General features: G+C 69.7%; 15 protein-coding genes and 1 pseudogene. 12 read left to right on the top strand and 4 right to left on the bottom strand.

Annotation, left to right across the window (positions count from 1 at the left end):
* From ON19_RS43360 to ON19_RS25190, 5 genes and pseudogenes are all read left to right on the top strand, one after another.
* Positions 1-237, top strand: a pseudogene (locus ON19_RS43360) (hypothetical protein); the annotation flags it as partial.
* Positions 227-2,362: an Rv1355c family protein gene (locus ON19_RS25205; RefSeq protein ID WP_043697860.1), complete on the top strand. Its 2,136-nt coding sequence runs from the start codon at positions 227-229 to the stop codon at positions 2,360-2,362. The pseudogene ON19_RS43360 and the gene ON19_RS25205, both read left to right, overlap by 11 nt.
* 43 nt (positions 2,363-2,405) lie before the next feature.
* Entirely contained in the window at positions 2,406-4,247 is a 1,842-nt protein-coding gene (locus tag ON19_RS25200) for a putative bifunctional diguanylate cyclase/phosphodiesterase (RefSeq protein ID WP_280925715.1), read from the top strand.
* 93 nt (positions 4,248-4,340) lie between these two features.
* Positions 4,341-5,468 carry a glycosyltransferase gene (locus ON19_RS25195; RefSeq protein ID WP_043697902.1) on the top strand — a complete coding sequence of 376 codons (1,128 nt, stop codon included), beginning with the start codon at positions 4,341-4,343 and terminating at the stop codon, positions 5,466-5,468.
* A 63-nt stretch (positions 5,469-5,531) separates the two neighbouring features.
* Positions 5,532-6,422 (top strand): SDR family oxidoreductase, encoded by an 891-nt coding sequence (locus ON19_RS25190; protein WP_083899618.1) that lies wholly within the window; start codon positions 5,532-5,534, stop codon positions 6,420-6,422.
* On the opposite strand, the gene soxR is transcribed toward ON19_RS25190, so the two are convergent.
* Positions 6,391-6,879: a redox-sensitive transcriptional activator SoxR gene (gene soxR / locus ON19_RS25185; protein WP_043697852.1), complete on the bottom strand. Its 489-nt coding sequence runs from the start codon at positions 6,877-6,879 to the stop codon at positions 6,391-6,393. The two genes, ON19_RS25190 and soxR, sit on opposite strands and share 32 nt — an antisense overlap.
* A 124-nt stretch (positions 6,880-7,003) precedes the next feature.
* Here soxR and arcA point away from each other — a divergent pair, with 124 nt between their 5' ends.
* Positions 7,004-8,260, top strand: coding sequence for an arginine deiminase (gene arcA, locus ON19_RS25180; RefSeq protein ID WP_086006711.1), 1,257 nt, complete (start codon positions 7,004-7,006; stop codon positions 8,258-8,260).
* Between the two features lie 7 nt (positions 8,261-8,267).
* Positions 8,268-8,627, top strand: a complete 360-nt coding sequence (locus ON19_RS25175; protein ID WP_043697851.1) for a GntR family transcriptional regulator — start codon at positions 8,268-8,270, stop codon at positions 8,625-8,627.
* A 7-nt stretch (positions 8,628-8,634) separates the two neighbouring features.
* On the opposite strand, the gene ON19_RS25170 is transcribed toward ON19_RS25175, so the two are convergent.
* Entirely contained in the window at positions 8,635-10,260 is a 1,626-nt protein-coding gene (locus ON19_RS25170) for a dolichyl-phosphate-mannose--protein mannosyltransferase (protein ID WP_043697848.1), read from the bottom strand.
* Positions 10,261-10,546: 286 nt separating this feature from the next.
* Here ON19_RS25170 and rsmI point away from each other — a divergent pair, with 286 nt between their 5' ends.
* Both rsmI and ON19_RS25160 read left to right on the top strand, forming a co-directional pair.
* Positions 10,547-11,386, top strand: a complete 840-nt coding sequence (gene rsmI / locus ON19_RS25165; RefSeq protein WP_227954612.1) for a 16S rRNA (cytidine(1402)-2'-O)-methyltransferase — start codon at positions 10,547-10,549, stop codon at positions 11,384-11,386.
* A gap of 82 nt (positions 11,387-11,468) precedes the next feature.
* Complete coding sequence (locus ON19_RS25160) at positions 11,469-12,221, top strand: isocitrate lyase/PEP mutase family protein (protein ID WP_043697893.1); 753 nt, start codon at positions 11,469-11,471, stop codon at positions 12,219-12,221.
* Positions 12,222-12,317: 96 nt separating this feature from the next.
* On the opposite strand, the gene ON19_RS25155 is transcribed toward ON19_RS25160, so the two are convergent.
* Together ON19_RS25155 and metG are read right to left on the bottom strand one after the other, a co-directional pair.
* A complete protein-coding gene (locus tag ON19_RS25155; RefSeq protein WP_043697845.1) occupies positions 12,318-12,986 on the bottom strand; it encodes a TetR/AcrR family transcriptional regulator in 669 nt (222 codons plus the stop codon).
* Between the two features lie 223 nt (positions 12,987-13,209).
* Entirely contained in the window at positions 13,210-14,796 is a 1,587-nt protein-coding gene (gene metG, locus ON19_RS25150) for a methionine--tRNA ligase (RefSeq protein WP_043697842.1), read from the bottom strand.
* Between the two features lie 71 nt (positions 14,797-14,867).
* On the opposite strand from metG, the gene ON19_RS25145 reads away from it, so the two are divergent.
* From ON19_RS25145 to rsmA, 3 genes are all read left to right on the top strand, one after another.
* Positions 14,868-15,695 (top strand): TatD family hydrolase, encoded by an 828-nt coding sequence (locus ON19_RS25145; RefSeq protein ID WP_043697839.1) that lies wholly within the window; start codon positions 14,868-14,870, stop codon positions 15,693-15,695.
* A 197-nt stretch (positions 15,696-15,892) separates the two neighbouring features.
* The gene (locus ON19_RS44415; protein ID WP_043697890.1) at positions 15,893-17,020 is read left to right on the top strand and encodes a resuscitation-promoting factor; all 1,128 of its coding nucleotides are present in this window, start codon (positions 15,893-15,895) and stop codon (positions 17,018-17,020) included.
* Positions 17,021-17,069: 49 nt separating this feature from the next.
* A complete protein-coding gene (gene rsmA, locus ON19_RS25135) occupies positions 17,070-17,951 on the top strand; it encodes a 16S rRNA (adenine(1518)-N(6)/adenine(1519)-N(6))-dimethyltransferase RsmA (protein WP_043697837.1) in 882 nt (293 codons plus the stop codon).
* The last annotated feature ends 73 nt before the right edge of the window (positions 17,952-18,024 follow it).

Below are 18,024 nucleotides of genomic sequence, written 5' to 3'. Positions count from 1 at the left end.
GAGGCGTGCGGCGCTGTGCCCGCCGAGCGCGTTCCCGCGGTGCCGTATCCGGACCAGCGTTACCGGACCGTCCCGCTGTGGTGGGACACTCGGAGTTACCCCGCATTCGCCGAGGAATCGCAGCGGTCTCTCACGCAGGCCGAACAGGATGCGCTCGGCCTGCCCGCCGCGGCCGCGCCCGGCACGCGGTGCGGAATCGGCCGGGGGACGGAGGGTCGGCGCGGACATGGACGATGACCGGCCCCGAGTGGCGGACCACCGGCCACTGATCCTCGATCCGGCGGATCCGGAGGACGCTCGGATACTCGCCGCACTGCGCGCGGACCCGCACATCGAATTCCTCGACCTGCGTGCGTCGTTGCGCGCCGAGCGCGGCAAAATGGTTGCCGCGCCGGACATTCCGGAGGGGCCCGAAGCGGATCGCTGGATCTACTACCCGTGGCGTGCCGCGGTGGTCGGATTGCCGGGGCCGCGAACTTTCCGGGCGATTCGGCTGGACCGCAATCGGAACAAACTGACCAGAGCCGAACAGGATCGTCTCGCCGAACGCACCATCGGGATCATCGGGCAGAGCGCGGGGCATGCGATCGCGCATCTGCTCGCGCTCGAGGGCGTTTGCGGTGAATTACGCTTGGCCGATCTCGACGAAATCGAGTTGTCCAATCTGAACCGGGTCCCGGGAACGCTGTTCGATATCGGCGTCAACAAAGCGGTGGCAACCGCGCGCCGTATTGCCGAGTTGGATCCCTATCTGCCGGTGCAGGTCTTCGAAGCGGGTGTCGACGAGAATTCGGTGGACGATTTCTTGGACGGTCTCGCGATCGTCGTCGAAGAATGTGATTCGCTGGATATGAAGCTGGTGATCAGGAAGGCGGCGGCTCGGCATCGTATTCCGTTGCTCATGGAGACCAGTGACCGCGGTTTGCTGGACGTCGAGCGTTTCGATCTCGAACCCGAGCGCCCGGCGTTTCACGGACTACTCGGCGACATCCGCGCGGCGGATCTGCGCGGGCTCACCTCCAGGGAGAAGGCGCCGTTCGTGGTGAAGCTGCTCGGCGCCGCGGGGCTGTCGCCGCGGCTGGGCGCGAGCCTGGTCGAAGTCGGCGAGACGGTGACCAGCTGGCCGCAACTGGCCGGTGACGTCGCGCTCGGCGCCGCCGGTGTGGTCGCCGCCGTCCGCCGCATCGGACTGGGGACGAAGCTGGATTCCGGCCGCGTCCGGGTCGACGTGGAACGGCACCTCGACGAGCTGGCCGACCCGCCGCCGAACGACGAGCCGATCTGGGCGCAGGCCCCGCCCGAGCCCGCCGGCGGACCGATCGAAAGCATCCTGGCCTGCGCGCAGCGGGCTCCGTCCGGCGGAAACATGCAGCCGTGGTCGCTGCGAGCCGGGGAAAGTGAGATCTCGATCGAGCTGGCGCCGGAGCACAGCACGGCGATGGACATCGGCTATCGCGGCAGCGCCGTCGCGCTCGGCGCGGCTGTGTACAACGCGCGGGTCGCCGCGGCCGCGCACGGGATTCTCGGCCCGCACGAGTTCGTCGAGGGCGCGCCGGGGTCCGGTCGCCTTCTCGCCCGCTTGCGGCTGGGGAACGCCCGCAGTGCCGATCTGGCCGCCGACTATCCCGCTGTCCTGCGCCGCGAGAGCAACCGCAGGGTCGGCACCGGGGCCGGGCTGGCCGACGGGGTGCTCGACGCGCTCGATGCGGTCGCCGAATCGGCAGGCGCGCGGGTGCGCGCGGTGGTATCCCGGCTGGGCATTGAGGAAGCTGCGTGTTTGCTGGCGGATTCCGATCGCATTCGCTATCTCACGCCCCGGTTATACGAGGAAATGCTCGCCGAAGTTCGGTGGCCGGACGACGACCCGGACACCGGGATCGATGCCCGCAGCTTGGAGTTGACCGACGACGAATGGGCGGCGTTCGAGATCACCACCCGCGCCGACGTCATGGCGCAGTTACGATCTTGGTCGGGCGGCTCGGCGCTGGGGAAATACACCGCCGACCGGGTGCGGTCCAGCTCCGCCGTTCTGGCGGTCACCTTCCAGGCGACCGACCCGCAATTGACCGACTATGCCGAGGCGGGCGCGGCCGTCGCGCGGGTTTGGGTGCGGGCCGAGCGCCTCGGATTGTGTGTGCAACCGATTTCTCCGGTATATCTCTACGCCCGACGCCATGCGGAACTTGCTGCGATTTCTCCCGACTTCGTGGATACACTAGCGTCACTTCAGGGCCGTTTCCTGGACCTGCTGGAAGTGCCTGAGCATGAGACCATGGCGTTGGTGCTTCGCCTGAGCTACGCCTCCGCCGCCACCGTGCGCAGCAGGCGGCGTCCGGTGCTCGGTGTGGACACCAGTAGTTAGCGCGATCGGAGACAATGTGCCACGGCGGACACTCGACTCGTTGGTGACCCAGGTCGCCTCTGAGCTCATGGGTGTGGACGCCACGACCATGGTCGCCGCCACCGAACGCGTGCTCGCACAACTGGTCGCGTACTTCGACGTCGATTTCAGCTACGTGCGACACACCGACCGCGAACGTCGAGCGACCGTGCTCATCGCGGAGTGGCCGCACCGGCAGAACGTGCCCGATCCGGACCCGCTCGGCGTGATCTACTTCGACGGCGCCGACCCGGTGTTCCGGGCGCTGGAGAACGCCACCGAGCCGATGGTCGCGCGCCCGACCCCGGAATTCGCCGACTACCAGGAGACCGTCCGCCGCGGGTCCGGCATCGCCGGGGTGACCTCGGCGGCGGTGCCGCTGCTGTCGCGGGGCGAGCCGACCGGCGTGCTCGGGTTCGTCAAGTCGGGCGACCGCGAGTGGAGCAACCGCGAACTCAACGTGCTCACCGCCATCGCGGCGCTGTTCGCGCAACTACAGGCGCGGGTGGTGGCGGAGGAGCGGCTCCGATATATCGCGCTGCACGACGACCTGACCGGTCTGGCGAATCGACGCGCGCTGCTCGAGCACATGGAGGAGCGATTACGCTCCGGCAGCCCCGGCCCGGTGGCCGCCTTCTTCCTCGACCTGGACCGCTTGAAAGCCCTCAACGACTTCCTCGGTCACACCGCCGGGGACAACTTCATCCGCACGTTGTCGACGCGGTTGCGGGAGAACCTGGACCCGAACGACATGATCGCCCGCCTGGGTGGCGACGAATTCGTCATCGTTCCGGCCAAGCCGATGGACGCGGTGGCCGCCGAATACGAGGCCAACCGCATCCAGCAGTTGATCGCCCGGCGGGTCACCGTCGGCGGCGAGTCCGTCAGCCGGGGCGCCAGCGTCGGCGTGGCGCTCGGCTTCCCCGGTGAGACCACCGTCGCCGATGTGCTGCGCCGCGCCGACCATGCACTGCTGTCGGCGAAATCGGGTGGCGGCAACGGCGTCGCGGTGTTCACCGACACCATGCGCGCTCAGTTCGAACTCCAAGACGACGTGGAGCTCAATCTGCGCGGCGCGGTGTCGGACGGCTCGCTGCTGCTGCACTTCCAGCCCGAGGTGGACCTGCGCACGGGCCGCATCGTCGCGTTGGAGGCGCTGGTCCGCTGGCTGCATCCGACCAGGGGCCTGCTGCCGCCCGCCGCGTTCGTCACCGTCGCCGAGGCCACCAACCTGGCCGGTGAGCTGGGGCGCTGGGTCATCCGCTCGGCGTGCGCGCAGTTCGCCGAATGGCGCCGCCGCGGGCTGGCGGGCAACGTGGTGATGCGGATCAACGTGTCACCGGTGCAGCTGGTCAGCTTGGATTTCGTCGAGCGCATCGAGGACATCCTGCGCCTGTTCGGCATCGACGGCAGCTCGGTGTGCCTGGAGATCACCGAGCACGTCGTGGTGCAGGATCTGGCCCGCACCCAGGTCACGCTGCGCGGGCTGAAGCGGATGGGCGTGCAGATCGCCATCGACGACTTCGGTACCGGCTACAGCTCGCTGTCGCATCTGAAGGCGCTGCCGGTGGACGCGGTGAAGATCGATCGCGGGTTCGTGCAGCGGCTCGGCGCCAGCACCGACGACCTGGCCATCGTGAAGTCCATCATCGGCCTGGCCGGCTCGTTCGGGCTCGGCGTGGTCGGCGAGGGCGTCGAGACGGCGGTCGCCGCGCGCACGCTGGTGGGCCTCGGTTGCTACCGCGCACAGGGCTTCCTGATCGCGAAGCCGATGCCCGCCGAGCAGGTCGAGGCGCATCTGGCCGCGGGCCGGATCCCGCTCGACCTCGATCTGCCGAGGGCCGGGCGCGGGCTGCCCGCACACTGAGAGCGCGGCCGCAGCCGCCGGTTATCCGGTTCTTTCACGGCCGTTCACGCACCGTTGGGCGCGGGTAACCCGATCCGCTGCACGATCGGCCACGTGCGCATAGTTCAGCTGGCGAACTTCTACGGCCCGCGTTCGGGTGGGCTGCGCACGGCGCTGCACCACCTGGGTGAGGGGTATGTGTCCGCCGGACACGACGTGGTGCTGATCGTGCCGGGTCCGCGCCGCTCGGAGGAGATCCTGCCCACCGGGGTCGCGCGGATCACGCTGCCCGCGTTGGCCATCCCGGGGACCGGGGGCTACCGTGCCGCGGACCCACGCCGGGTGGCCGACGTCCTGAACGGCTTGCGTCCCGACGTGCTGGAGGTGTCCGACCGGCTCACGCTGCGCGGCTTCGGTCGCTGGGCGCGGCGGCGCGACGTGACCGGCGTGATGATCTCGCACGAGCGGCTCGACCGGCTGCTGGGCCAGGTGCTGCCCGGCCCGGTGGCGCGCCGCTGCGCCGACGTGGCCAACCGGCGCACCGCCACCGACTACGACATGGTCGTGTGCACCACCGAGTTCGCCCGCGAAGAGTTTCTGCGCATCGGCGCGGAGAACGTGGAGTTGGTCCCACTCGGGGTGGACCTCGACCTGTTCAATCCGCATCGACGCGATCGCAGGCTGCGCGCCGATCTCGGCGTGCCAGGTCATCCGCTGCTGGTGCACTGCGGCCGGTTGTCGGTCGAGAAGCGGGTGGACCGCAGCATCGAGGCGGTCGGCGCGTTGCGCGAGGCGGGGATCGAGGCGCGATTGGTCGTCGCCGGGGACGGACCGCGCCGTGACGCGCTGCAGCGGCGGGCTCGCGCGCTGTCCCCGCTGCCGGGCGGGGTGCCCGCCGTGCATTTCACCGGGTTCATCTCCGAGCGCGCGATGGTCGCCAAACTGCTTGCCACCGCGGATGTCTCGCTGGCACCCGGCCCGCACGAGACCTTCGGCCTCGCGGCGCTGGAAGCGCTCGCGGCGGGCACGCCGGTGGTGGCGAGCCGATCCTCGGCGCTGGCCGACATCGTGACCGCCGACTGCGGCGCGGTCGCCGCCGACCATCCCTCCGCGTTCGCGCGCGCGGTCAGCGACGTGCTGGCCATGCCGCAGGCCGGCCGGCGCCGAGCCGCACGCAGCCGCGCCGAGCAGTTCACCTGGCCACGGGCCGTCGCGGGCATGCTCGCGGTGCTGGGTCGTTAGCGGCGGCGCGGTCGGCGGCCGTCGGCTGGACTACCCTGCGGAGAACCGATTCGGCGATTCGAGATGGGATGCGCAGTGCTGGGTAGAGGTCGCGGGCGAGCGGGTCGAACAACGGTGCGCGAGGCGACGGTGCTGGTCACCGGGGCGGCGAGCGGCATCGGCCGGGCCACCGCGCTGGCCGCCGCCGGGCAGGGCGCCGAACTGGTGCTCACCGACATCGATGCCGAGGGCTTGGACGCCACGGTGAGCGACATCCGCGCCTCGGGCGGCCGCGTCGCCCTGGCCGATGCGCTCGACATCACCGATTACGACGCGGTGCGCGCCTTCGCCTACCGAGTGCACGCCGAGCTCGGCAGCCTGGACATCGTGATGAACATCGCGGGCACGTCGGTCTGGGGCACCGTGGAGAACCTGGAGCACAAGCACTGGCGGCGCATGGTCGAGGTCAACCTGATGGGCCCGATCCACGTCATCGAGACCTTCGTGCCGCCGATGGTGCGCGCGGGCAAGGGCGGTGCGCTGGTGAACGTGTCGTCGGCGGCGGGCCTGCTCGCGCTGCCCTGGCACGCGGCCTACAGCGCGGCCAAATACGGCATCCGGGGTGTGTCGGAGGTGCTGCGCTTCGATCTGGCGCAACACGGCATCACGGTGCACCTGGTGGCGCCGGGCGCGGTCAACACGCCGCTGGTGCGCAGCGTCGAGCTGGTCGGAGTGAACAAGGAGGACCCGAAGATCAAGCGGCTCACCGCGGCATTCGCCGAGCACGCGGTGCCGCCGGAGCGGGTGGCGTCGGCCATCCTGCGCGGGATCGAACGCAACCGGTTCCTCATCTACAGTTCGTTCGACATCCGCTTCGGCTACTGGTGGGCGCGCAAGTTCGCGTTTCCCTACGAGTTCGTCATGCGCCGCACCAGCGCGCGCTTCAGCAGGCTGCTGGCTTCGACGGGCAGTTGAGCTGCACATCCAGCACGCGGGCGCCGGGGCCCTCGGCGCCGAGCCGGTCGTGCTCGTTGACCAGGCGGCAGCTGCCCAGCGACAGGCAGCCGCAGCCGATGCAGCCGGTGAGGCTGTCGCGCAGGCGGATCAGCTGGGTGATGCGGTCGTCGAGATCGGCGCGCCAGACGGTCGAGAGGCTCTCCCAGTCACGCCGGGTGGGAGTGCGGCCCTCGGGCAGCTGATCGAGGGCCGCCCTGATCTCGCTCAGCGGTATGCCGACGCGCTGGGAGATGCGGATGAAGGCCACGCGCCGCAGTGTCTCGCGGGCGTATCTGCGCTGGTTCCCGCTGGTACGTCTGCTCGTGATGAGCCCTTCGCGTTCGTAGAAGTGCAACGCGGAGACCGCGACTCCACTACGCTCGGAGAGCTGCCCGGGGGTCAGCTCTTTCGCCCGCCAATCAGCTGCTGTCGACATGCACGCTCCTCCCTATCACCTAAACAATACTTCAGGTTAGGGTGTGCGGGGGCCGGATTCGGTGATCGGCATCCGAAGCCGGGAATCGCGTGCCCTCCGGGCCGTGGCGCACTACGGTCTGATCATGGGAGCAGATGCTGTGTCCGCGCAGGAGGGTGCGCGTTTGGCCGTGACGTCCGAAGTCGGCACGCTGCGCACGGTGCTGTTGCACCGGCCCGGCAACGAGCTGCGCAGGCTGACCCCGCGCAACAACGATCAGCTGCTGTTCGACGGGATCCCGTGGGTGGAGCGCGCTCAGCAGGAGCACGACATGTTCGCCGACGTCCTGCGCAGCCGCGGCACCGAGGTGCTGTTGCTGTCGAAGCTGCTCGCCGAGACGCTGGAGGTCAGCGGCGCGGCCCGGATCCAGGGCATCTCCGCCGCGGTCGACGCGCGCAGGCTCGGCCACGCGCTGGCCGACGAGCTGGCCGCCTTCCTGCGCGGGGTGCCCGCCGTAGAACTGGCCGAAATCCTGATGTCGGGTATGACCTTCGACGAATTGCCGTTCGGGCCCAACGCCACCTCGCTTGTCCGCCGCATGCACCACGGCGGCGACTTCGTCATCGATCCGCTGCCCAATCTGCTGTTCACCAGGGACTCTTCATTCTGGGTCGGGCCGCGTGTCGCGATCACCTCCCTCGCGTTGCCCGCGCGCGGCAGAGAGACCTCGCTGACCGACCTCATCTACGCCTTTCATCCCCGTTTCCTCGGGGTGCGCCGCGCTTACGAATCGCATACCGCTCCGATCGAAGGGGGTGACGTGCTGCTGCTGTCGGAAGGCGTGGTCGCGGTGGGCGTAGGGGAGCGCACCTCACCCGCGGGCGCGGAAGCCTTGGCGCGCAGTCTGTTCGACGACGACCTCGCGCACACCGTGCTCGTGGTGCCGATCGCGCAGACCCGCGCCACCATGCACCTGGACACGGTGTGCACCATGGTCGACGCGGATGCCGTCGTGATGTACCCAGCGGTGCGGGAGTCGCTGTGCGCCTTCACGATCCGCAAGGAGGCCGACTACGGCGGACGGCTCGGCAGCGGCCGGGTCAGCATGCGCGGGCCCGATCCGTTCCTGCCGGCGGCCGCGGAGGCGATGGGCATCGGCAAACTACGGGTCATCGACACCGGGCTGGACGGCGTCACCGCGGAACGGGAGCAGTGGGACGACGGCAACAACACCCTCGCCCTCGCTCCGGGCGTGGTGGTGGCCTACGAGCGCAACGAGATGACCAACGCCAGACTGGAGGACGCGGGTATCGAGGTGCTGCGCATACCCGGCTCCGAATTGGGTTCCGGCCGAGGCGGGCCCCGCTGCCTGTCCTGTCCGCTGTCCCGAGACGACGTGTGAGTCCGCCATGTTCACCATCACGGTCTCCCATGAATCGGCTGTGCCGCCCTACGAGCAGCTACGCCTGGGCATCATCGCGCAGGTGCGTTCCGGCGAGCTGACCGCCGGAACCAAGATCCCGACCGTCCGCGCCCTGGCTGCCCAGCTCGGCCTGGCCCCCAACACGGTGGCGCGGGCCTACCGCGAACTGGAGACCGACGGCGTGGTCGAAACCCGCGGCAGACAGGGCTCGTTCATCGCGTCGTCCGGCGACCCGACCCGCGACGTGGCAGGTCGCGCGGCCACCGCCTATGTCGCGACCGTGCGCAGACTGGGCTTGGACGACGCCACCGCCCTGCACTACGTGCAAGCGGCGCTGGAAGGTTGACCCCTTACTACCTCCAGCTGGGCAGCCAGAGGTGGTCGTGCCAGTTGCTCGGGGTGATGGGGAGGGCGGTGAGGATCGGCCAGAGCCAGATGAAGTTGGCGATCACCAGGCCCAGGTAGAGACAGACCGCGAGCAGTCCGAGGCTGCGTCGTTCGTTCGGCGGGGCGGGGAGGTAGGTCCCGGCGGGGCTGCGCGGGATGGTGCTGGGGCGCGCCGGGCCCAGCACGTCGCCGAGCGCAAGCGCCACACCCATCACCAGGAACGGGGCGATCGGTACGGCGTAGAAGTAGTACATCTGCCGGTCGAGGGTGGCGAACCAGGGCAGCAGCGCGGCGCCGTAGCCGACCAGCACCGTGCCGTAGCGCCAGTCGCGGCGCACCACGGCGCGCCACAGCATCCAGGCCAGTACCGGACCCGCGACCCACCAGATGGCGGGCGTGCCGATCAGCATCACGGCCTTCACGCATTGGGTCTGGCCGCAGCCGGTGACGCCGCCGTCGGCGTAGTAGTACAGCATCGGGCGCAGGCCCATGGGCCAAGTCCAGGGTTTGGATTCCCAGGGGTGGTGGTTGCCCGCCGAATTGGTCAGTTCCGTGTGGAATTCCAGCGACCTGGCGTTGAAGTACCACAGCGAGCGCAGCGCGCCCGGCGCCACATGCGACCAGAATCCGCCGGTGCCGATCGGGTCCGTCGGCGCCGACGGATTGCCCGGCATGTACCGGTACACGCCGGTCTCGCTGGCGAACCAGGCCCAGTAGCTCGCCAGATAGACGCCGAGGGGGACGAGCACCAGCGCGTACAGCGCGGGACCGACATCACGCAAGGCCACGCCGAGCCAGGGGCGGCGCACACCGTAGGTCCGCCGCGCCGAGAGGTCGAAGTAGACGCTCATCAGGCCGAAGGCGGCGATGAAATAGACGCCGGACCATTTGGTTCCGCAGGCCAGGCCGAGCAGCACGCCCGCGCCGAAACGCCACCAGCGCACCCCGAGGCGCGGCCCCCAGTCCGTCACGCCGATCCGGCCGTGGGCGTCCGCGCGCGCGAACCGGGCGCGGATCTCGTCACGGTCGACGATCAGGCAGCCGAACGCGGCGGTGACGAACAGCGCCATGAAGATGTCGAGCATGCCGATGCGCGAGGAGACGAAGGTGAGCCCGTCGGCGATCAGCAGGATGCCCGCTATCGCGCCGATCAGGGTGGAGCGCGCCAGCCGCCGCACGATCCGGATCACCAGCAGCACCAGCACCGTTCCGGCGACCGCCGCGGTGAAGCGCCAGCCCCAGCCGTTGTAGCCGAACATCGCCTCGCCGAGCGCGATGAACTGCTTGCCGACTGGTGGGTGCACCACCAGTCCGTAGCCGGGGTTGTCCTCCACCCAGCCGCCGGTGAGCATCTGCCAGGCCTGCGGCGCGTAGTGCTTCTCGTCGAACACCGGAGTGCCGGCGTCGGTTGGGTAGTTGAGCATCGTGAAGCGCGTCACCGCCGCGATCGCGGTGAGGAAAGCCGTCACCAGCCAGCCGCGCAGTCGGTCGGTGGGGCCGAAGTCGGGCGTCGGCCGCAGCGGTCCCGGACTCGACCAGGATGGCACGGTTCCGAACCGTGCGGTCGCGCGCTGGTCGGTCACCTGGGTCACGCCCCGATCGTATGCTGTGCCGCTTCTCCGAGTATTCAGGCCGTACGCGTTGGGCGGTCGCACGAGTCGCGTTCAGGTCCTGCGCACCCGGCCCATGGCCGGACCACGAGACCCGCCCGTAGTCGTCGCTGACACCGGAATACGCTACGAACCGGTTTCGTAAGTACATGGGCAACTCATCGGGTACGCCCAGAACTCGGGCGCACCCCGACGCAGGACCTGAACGCAGATCCTTCGGCGCCCGACTTGTACGGCCTGATCACTCCGGAGAGGTGGGACAGCGACAGTGACGACGGGCAGGCTGGTGCTCGCGGCGACACCGATGGGCGACATCGGGGACGCCTCGCAGCGCCTGCGCGAGGGGCTGGCCACCGCCGACGTGGTGGCCGCCGAGGACACGCGGCGCACCAGGTCGTTGGCCAAGGCGCTCGGTGTCGAGATCTCCGGCCGGGTGGTCAGCTTCTACGACCATGTCGAGACCGCGCGGATCCCGATGCTGCTCGACGAGATCGCCGAGGGCCGCACGGTGCTGCTGGTGACCGACGCGGGGATGCCGTCGGTGAGCGATCCCGGCTACCGCATGGTGGCGGCGTGCGCCGAGCGCGACCTCCCGGTGACCTGCCTGCCCGGCCCCTCGGCGGTGACCACGGCGCTCGCGCTGTCGGCCTTGCCGGTGGAACGGTTCTGCTTCGACGGATTCTCGCCGCGCAAATCCGGCCAGCGCCGGGAATGGTTGCGCACCTTGGCCACCGAGTCACGCGCCTGCGTGTTCTTCGAGGCGCCGCACCGGCTCGCCGATTGCCTGGCCGACGCGGTCGAGGTGCTCGGCCCGGACCGCCGCGCCGCCGTCTGCCGGGAGCTGACCAAGACCTACGAGGAAGTGGTTCGCGGCACCCTGGCGGAACTGGCCGCGTGGGCCGTCGAGGGCGCGCGGGGCGAGATCACGGTGGTGCTCGCGGGCGCCCAGCCCGCCGCCGCCGATCCCGCGGATCTGGTCGGCGCCGTCGAATCGCTGACGGCCGCCGGCGCTCGTCTGAAGGACGCCTGCGCCGAGGTCGCCGCCGTCCACGCCGTCTCCCGCCGCGAGCTCTACGACGCGGTTCTCACCGCGCGGCGCACTTCGTAGCGGCGCACCTCCCCGGGCCCGTGCGGTGCGGCTCCGCCGTGGGTGTTCGACCCGAGGTGGTGCGACGGGCATGATCAGCGGTATGACTTCTCTGGAGAGCAAGGCCACGACGTTTCTCGGATTGCACGTGCCGGGGAATCCGGGCGTCTTCCCGACGGTGTGGGATGCCTGGTCCGCGAAAGTCGCCGTGGCGGCGGGCTTTTCGGCCTTGACGGTCGGCAGTCATCCGCTGGCCGACTCGATCGGCCGCGGGGACGGGGAGCAGATGACGTTCGACGAGTCGATGACCCGGGTGCGGCAGATCACAGCGGCCGTGGACGTCCCGGTGTCGGTCGACATCGAGTCGGGCTACGGGCAGGAGCCCGCGCGGCTGATCGACGGGCTGCTGGAAGCGGGCGCGATCGGGCTGAACATCGAGGACACCGTGCACAGCGAGGGCAGGCGCCTGCGCGCGGCGCAGGAGCACGCCGACCTCGTGCACGGCCTGCGCAAGGCTGCCGACGCGGCGGGCGTGCACTTGGTGATCAACGCGCGCACCGACCTGTTCCTGCGCCGGGACGGCGACGACGCCGATCGCCTCGACCGCGCCATCGAGCGACTGAAGCTGGCCGCCGAGGCGGGCGCGGACGTGCTGTTCCCGGTGGGCCGCCACGCCGAGGCCGACATGCGCCGCCTGACCGGCGAACTGCCGCTGCCGATCAGCGCCACCGTGGCGCCGGATCAGGCCGACAAGGCGGCTCTCGCCGATCAGGGCGTCGCGCGGATCACCTTCGGCCCCTTCCTGCAGGCCGTGCTGACCAAGGAGATCGAGACCCTGCTCGGCCGCTGGAAGTGAGACGCGGCCGGTGCCCTACCGGACCACCCGGTGGGGTACCGGCCGCCCACGGTGAAAGGCCCTACGGCAGTCGCGGCCGGAACGCTGTCGCGGTGTTCAGGAGGGAACGGATAGCCCCAGGGCGGTCATGACGAACTGGACGAAGAGCGGCGCCATATCCGGCACCCGCGCGGGTCCGTCGGAGATGATGACCCGTCGCGTCCGCTCGCCGATCGCGTCCGGGATCAGGGCGATCAGCCCGTCGGAGACCTCCGGCAGCGTCGGGTCCGCCGCGCGAGCCTGGTCGTAGAAGATCCGATACAGCTGGGCGAAGCGGTCGACGGCGAGGTCGCGGTAGCCGACGGCGGCCTGGTTCACCTTGAACGACTCCACCAGAACCAGCCGGGCGAAATCCGGCTCGGTGGCGACGGTCCGGCAGAAGGTGACCACGATGGACTCGATCTTCGCGTAGGCGTCGGCGTCCGACGGCAGCTGGGCGAGTTCGTCCGCGATCCGGGTCGCCATGATGTCGACACCGGTGTGCACCGCCTCGGCGAAGCACTCTTCCTTGTTGGCGAAATGGTCGTAGAAGGTAGTGCGCGAAACCCGCGCGCGGCCGACGATGTCGGTGAGCGTGGTCGCCGGATAACCCTTGGTGTCCACCGACTCCACCATCGCCTCGACCAGCCTGCCGCGCTGCGACGTGAGCACGGCTTCGCGTGCCGCCCGATGCCGCTCGGCGAAGCCGGACCGCTGAGCGGATGCCGTCGCGTGCTGCTGGCCCATGTGTGCCCTCTCTGTGCCGGAACCGATCCCGAACGGCAGCGTCGTCGTACCGATCGCACACGGTCCGGGCGTCGCAGGGCCGCGAACCGGTGTTTCATTATCCGACAACGCATTCCACGACGGAAAGGCAGGTACGGCCCACCCCTGGGTAGCCCGGGACGCAAGACGGCGAAAGCATTGTGCGCCTTATGGTTCCGGCCCGCCGCGCGGCGGGCCGGACGGGTCATTCCTTCGGTTCGACGTACTTGGGGAACACCGGTTCCGGCGCGGGCAACGCCAGGCCGGGCTCGATCGGTGTCGCGATGTCGGCGAAAGTCCTGTGCTGTTGCCCCAGCTGGTCGAGGATGCGGCCGGCCGACCCCGGCAGCACCGGCTGCACCAGGATCGCGACGATGCGCAGCACCTCCAGCGTCACGTACAGCACGGTCGCCTCGCGGGCGACATCCTCCGGCGTGCCGGACTTCGCCAGCGCCCACGGAGCCTGCGCGGAGAAGTACCGATTCGTCTCGCCCAGCGTCAGCCAGATCGCCTCCAGCGCCAGATGCATCTGCTGCGCGTCGAATTCGGCGCGGCAGCGCTCCAGCAGGCCGCCCGCCAGGTCGAGCAGGGCTCGGTCGTCGTCGGTGAACACGCCTGGCGTCGGCACCGCGCCGCCGCAGTCCCGCGCGACCAGCTTGGTGCTGCGCTGCACGAGGTTGCCGAACTCGTTGGCCAGGTCGCTGTTGATCCGGCTCACGATGGCCTCGTGGCTGTAGCTGCCGTCCTGGCCGTAGGAGATCTCGCGCAGCAGGAAGAAGCGCACCGCGTCCAAGCCGTAGTTCTCGACCAGTTCCAGCGGGTCGACCACGTTGCCGACCGACTTGGACATCTTCTCGCCCTTGTTGTACAGGAACCCGTGCACGAACACGCGTTTCGGCAGCTCCACGCCGGCCGACAACAGGAACGCGGGCCAGTACACCGTGTGGAACCGGGTGATGTCCTTGCCGATGATGTGCACGTCGGCGGGCCAGAACCTGCCGAACGCCTCGGACTCGGTGTCCGGGAAGCCGACGCCGGTGATGTAGTTGGTCAGCGCGTCCACCCACACGTACATGACGTGGTCGGGATGGTCGGGCACCGGGACACCCCAGTCGAAGGTGGTGCGCGAGATGGACAGGTCCTTCAGACCCGCCTTCACGTAGCTGACGATCTCGTTGCGCCGGGTGGCGGGCGCGATGAATTCCGGATGCTCCTCATACAGCGCCAGCAGCTTGTCCTGGTAGGCCGACAGCCGGAAGAAGTAGTTCGACTCCTCGGTCCAGGTGACCGGCGTCCTGGACTCGGTGGAGACGCGGGTGCCGTCCTCCAGCACCGTGGTCTCCTCGTCGGTGTAGAACGCCTCGTCCCGCACCGAGTACCAGCCCGAGTAGTTGCCCAGGTAGATGTCGCCGCTGGCCAGCATCCGCTCCCAGATGGCGACGCAGGCGGCGTGGTGGTCCTCGTCGGTCGTGCGGATGAACCGGTCGAGGGAGATGTCGAGCGTCTTGTCCAGCGCCTCGAACACATCGGAGTTGCGGGCCGCGAGCTCTTCCACCGGGATGCCCTCGGCGGCCGCGGCCTGCTGCATCTTCTGGCCGTGCTCGTCGGTGCCGGTCATGAAGAACACGTCGTAGCCATCGAGGCGCTTGAAACGGGCGATGGCGTCGGCCGAGATGTACTCGTACGCATGCCCGATGTGCGGCGCGCCGTTCGGATAGGCGATGGCCGTGGTGATGTAGAAGGCGGGGCGGTCAGCTTCGCTCATGGTGTGTCTACTGTAATGCGCGTGCATTCTGTCGCTCGCGTGAATATGCCCGTCGCCGATTCGCGGACCGTGTGGTCCGTGCCGCGTGGTGGCCGCCGATGAGCGCCGGACGTCCCGCGCCGGAGTTGCCCGAGCCGCTGTCGCCGATCGTGGACGCGCACACCCACCTGGACGCCTGCGGGGCGACCGACGCGGCGTCCACCGCGGCGATCGTGGACCGCGCCGCTTCGGTCGGGGTCGGCCGGGTGGTCACCGTCGCCGACGACCTGGCCGCCGCTCGGTGGGCGGTGCGGGCCGCGCACTGGGACGATCGGGTGTTCGCCGCCGTCGCGCTGCACCCGACCAGGGCGAACGCGCTCGACGACGAGGCGAAGGCCGAGCTGGAGCGATTGGCCGACGACCCGCGGGTGGTCGCCGTCGGCGAGACCGGTCTGGACTACTACTGGCCGGGCAAGCTGGAGGGTTGCGCCGACATCGAGACGCAGATCGAGGGGTTTCGCTGGCACATCGACCTGGCCAAGCGCATCCGCAAGCCGCTCATGATCCACAACCGCGAGGCCGATCACGACTTGCTGACGGTGCTGCTGGACGAGGGCGCGCCGGACACCGTGATCTTCCACTGCTTCTCCTCGGACACCAACATGGCGCTGTCGTGTGTGGCCGAGGGTTACGTGCTGAGTTTCTCGGGCACCGTGAGCTTCAAGAACGCGCACGAGCTGCGGGAAGCGGCCAAGGTCGTGCCCGACGATCAGATCCTGGTCGAGACGGACGCGCCGTATCTGACCCCGCACCCGTTCCGCGGCGCGCCGAACGAGCCGTACTGCCTGCCGTACACCGTGCGCGCGCTGGCCGGATTGCGCGGGCAGGATCCGGTGGAGTTGGCGAAGATCACCACCGCCAACGCGCGCCGGGTCTACCGCATCTGAGCCGGGTGCGCGCGTACCCGAGGGCCACAACGGATGCCCGCAATATGCCGGGCTATGCGAAATGTGTGCTATGTCACATTTGCCGTTCCGTTTTGTGATTTACCTGCGGGGTCGATATTTGATCGTGATATTGAAAAGGCCCTGTTCCTGAGCTTGCTGTTGTCGGCGCCCGGCTCCCTCGTTATCGTGCTGTGACCATGTCCCCCTTCACGCGGATCAACCAGTCGCGTTCGCCGCTGCTGTATATCGCGGTCGCCGCGCTGCTGCTGACGCTGATCGTCGGCGCCGGGCTCGCGATCGTGAACCGCAAGACGGTGGCCGTCGTCGTGGACGGCGAGAAGCTGTTCCAGACGACCATGTCGCGTGACGTACGCGGTGTCCTGAAGGCCGCGGGCTTCGCCGTGACCGACCGGGACAAGGTGGCGCCCGCCCTGGCCGCGCACATCACAGACGGCGCGACCATCACGCTCAACCGCGCCCGCGAAGTCGATCTGTCCGTCGACGGGATGACGCAGAAGGTGTGGACCACCGGCGTGACCGCGGGGGAGGCGCTCGAGCAGCTGAAGATCCCGAAAGAGGTCTACGTCTCGCCCACCCGCGACGAGCGGCTCCCGCTGCAGGGCGCCACGCTGCTGATCGCGACACCGCGCACGGTCTCGCTGGTCGACGGGATCGGCAATCCGGTGGACGTGCGCGCCGCCGCCCCCACCGTCGGCAAATTCCTCGAGGTGTCCGGTATCCCGCTGGTCGAGCAGGACACCGTGGAGCCCGCCGCGTCCACGCCGCTGACGAACGGTCTGCGCGTCACGGTGACGCGCAAGCGGGTCGAACAGCACACCGAGACGTTGCCGCTGGATCCGCCGGAGAACGTCATCGAGGACCCGACTCTGAACATGAGCCGCACGGTGGTGGAATCGCCCGGCGCGCCCGGCGTGCAGAACGTCACGTTCGCGGTCACCATGGTCAACGGCCAGGAAGTGGACCGTCAGGCCGTCGGTTCCACGGTGACCGTGGCGGCGCAGCCGAAGACCGTCCGCAAGGGTGCCAAGCCGGGCACCGAGGTGCCGCCCGTACGCGACAGCGCGATCTGGGACGCGCTGGCCCGCTGTGAGTCCACCGGCAACTGGTCGATCAACACCGGCAACGGTTATTACGGGGGCGTGCAGTTCGACCAGGGCACTTGGGAGCGCCAAGGCGGCCTGCGGTACGCGCCGCGCGCCGATCTGGCCACCAGGGAAGAGCAGATCGCCATCGCGGAGATCACCCGGCAGCGGCAGGGCTGGGGCGCCTGGCCGGCGTGCACCGGCCGGCTCGGCATCAGCTGACGTTCACCGGACCCGGGGGCCGCCGCGGCGCGGTTGATAGATTCTCGAGGTGTCCGAACCTGAAATCTCCGCTCGTGGGAGCGCGGCCCTGCTCGGGCCCGCCGAGGTGCGGGTACTGGCCGAGCGATTCGGCGTGCGGCCGACCAAGCAGCTCGGTCAGAACTTCGTGCACGACGCGAACACGGTGCGCCGGATCGTCGCGGCCGCCGGGGTGGGGCGCGGGGACGTGGTGCTGGAGGTCGGGCCCGGTCTCGGTTCGCTGACCCTCGCGCTGCTGGACGTGGTGGACTCGGTGGTCGCGGTCGAGATCGATCCCGTGCTGGCGGGGCATCTTCCGGCAACCGTCGCCGACCGAGCGCCGGAGCTGGCGCAGCGTCTGTCGGTGGTCGAGGCGGACGCGCTGCGGGTCGCGGCCGCGGACCTGCCCGCCGAACCCACCGCGCTGGTGGCCAATCTCCCGTACAACGTGGCGGTGCCGGTGCTGCTGCATCTGCTCGCCGAATTGCCCGGCATCGCGGTCGCTTTGGTGATGGTGCAGGCCGAGGTGGCCGATCGGCTCGCCGCCGAGCCGGGCAACCGCACCTACGGCGTCCCCAGTGTGAAGGCGGGTTTCTTCGGCACCGTCCGGCGTGCGGGCGCGGTCGGCACCCAGGTGTTCTGGCCGGTGCCACGGGTCGAGTCGGGTCTGGTCCGGATCGATCGCTTCGACCAGCCGCCGTGGCCGATGGACGCCGGGCACCGCCGCCGCGTCTTCGAGGTCGTCGACGCCGCCTTCGCGCAGCGCCGCAAAACCCTTCGCGCGGCGCTCGCCGGCTGGGCCGGGTCGCCCGCCGAAGCGGAGCGCCGCCTGCTCGCCGCGGGCATCGCCCCCACCGCGCGCGGTGAAACGCTCGACACCGCCGCCTTCGTCCGGTTGGCGGCCCAGGCGTAGTGCTGCCCATAAAGCAGCGGCTCCGCGCATCGGCATCGGCCGGTGCGCGGAGCCGCGCTGGTGCGCGAAGGCC

The sequence above is a fragment of the Nocardia abscessus NBRC 100374 genome (assembly GCF_000308455.1).
Lineage (GTDB): Bacteria > Actinomycetota > Actinomycetes > Mycobacteriales > Mycobacteriaceae > Nocardia > Nocardia abscessus.
Note: the sequence above shows the minus strand (reverse complement) of the source record. Positions and strands in the feature narration are given on the sequence as shown.

Excerpts from the sequence above, each read along its gene's own strand:
- ON19_RS25205 (WP_043697860.1), top strand. The coding sequence starts at position 227 with ATGGACGATGACCGGCCCCGAGTGGCGGACCACCGGCCACTGATCCTC.
- ON19_RS25190 (WP_083899618.1), top strand. The coding sequence starts at position 5,532 with ATGGGATGCGCAGTGCTGGGTAGAGGTCGCGGGCGAGCGGGTCGAACA.
- soxR (WP_043697852.1), bottom strand. The coding sequence starts at position 6,879 with ATGTCGACAGCAGCTGATTGGCGGGCGAAAGAGCTGACCCCCGGGCAG.
- arcA (WP_086006711.1), top strand. The coding sequence starts at position 7,004 with ATGGGAGCAGATGCTGTGTCCGCGCAGGAGGGTGCGCGTTTGGCCGTG.
- ON19_RS25175 (WP_043697851.1), top strand. The coding sequence starts at position 8,268 with ATGTTCACCATCACGGTCTCCCATGAATCGGCTGTGCCGCCCTACGAG.
- ON19_RS25160 (WP_043697893.1), top strand. The coding sequence starts at position 11,469 with ATGACTTCTCTGGAGAGCAAGGCCACGACGTTTCTCGGATTGCACGTG.
- ON19_RS25155 (WP_043697845.1), bottom strand. The coding sequence starts at position 12,986 with ATGGGCCAGCAGCACGCGACGGCATCCGCTCAGCGGTCCGGCTTCGCC.
- metG (WP_043697842.1), bottom strand. The coding sequence starts at position 14,796 with ATGCACGCGCATTACAGTAGACACACCATGAGCGAAGCTGACCGCCCC.
- ON19_RS25145 (WP_043697839.1), top strand. The coding sequence starts at position 14,868 with ATGAGCGCCGGACGTCCCGCGCCGGAGTTGCCCGAGCCGCTGTCGCCG.
- ON19_RS44415 (WP_043697890.1), top strand. The coding sequence starts at position 15,893 with ATGTCCCCCTTCACGCGGATCAACCAGTCGCGTTCGCCGCTGCTGTAT.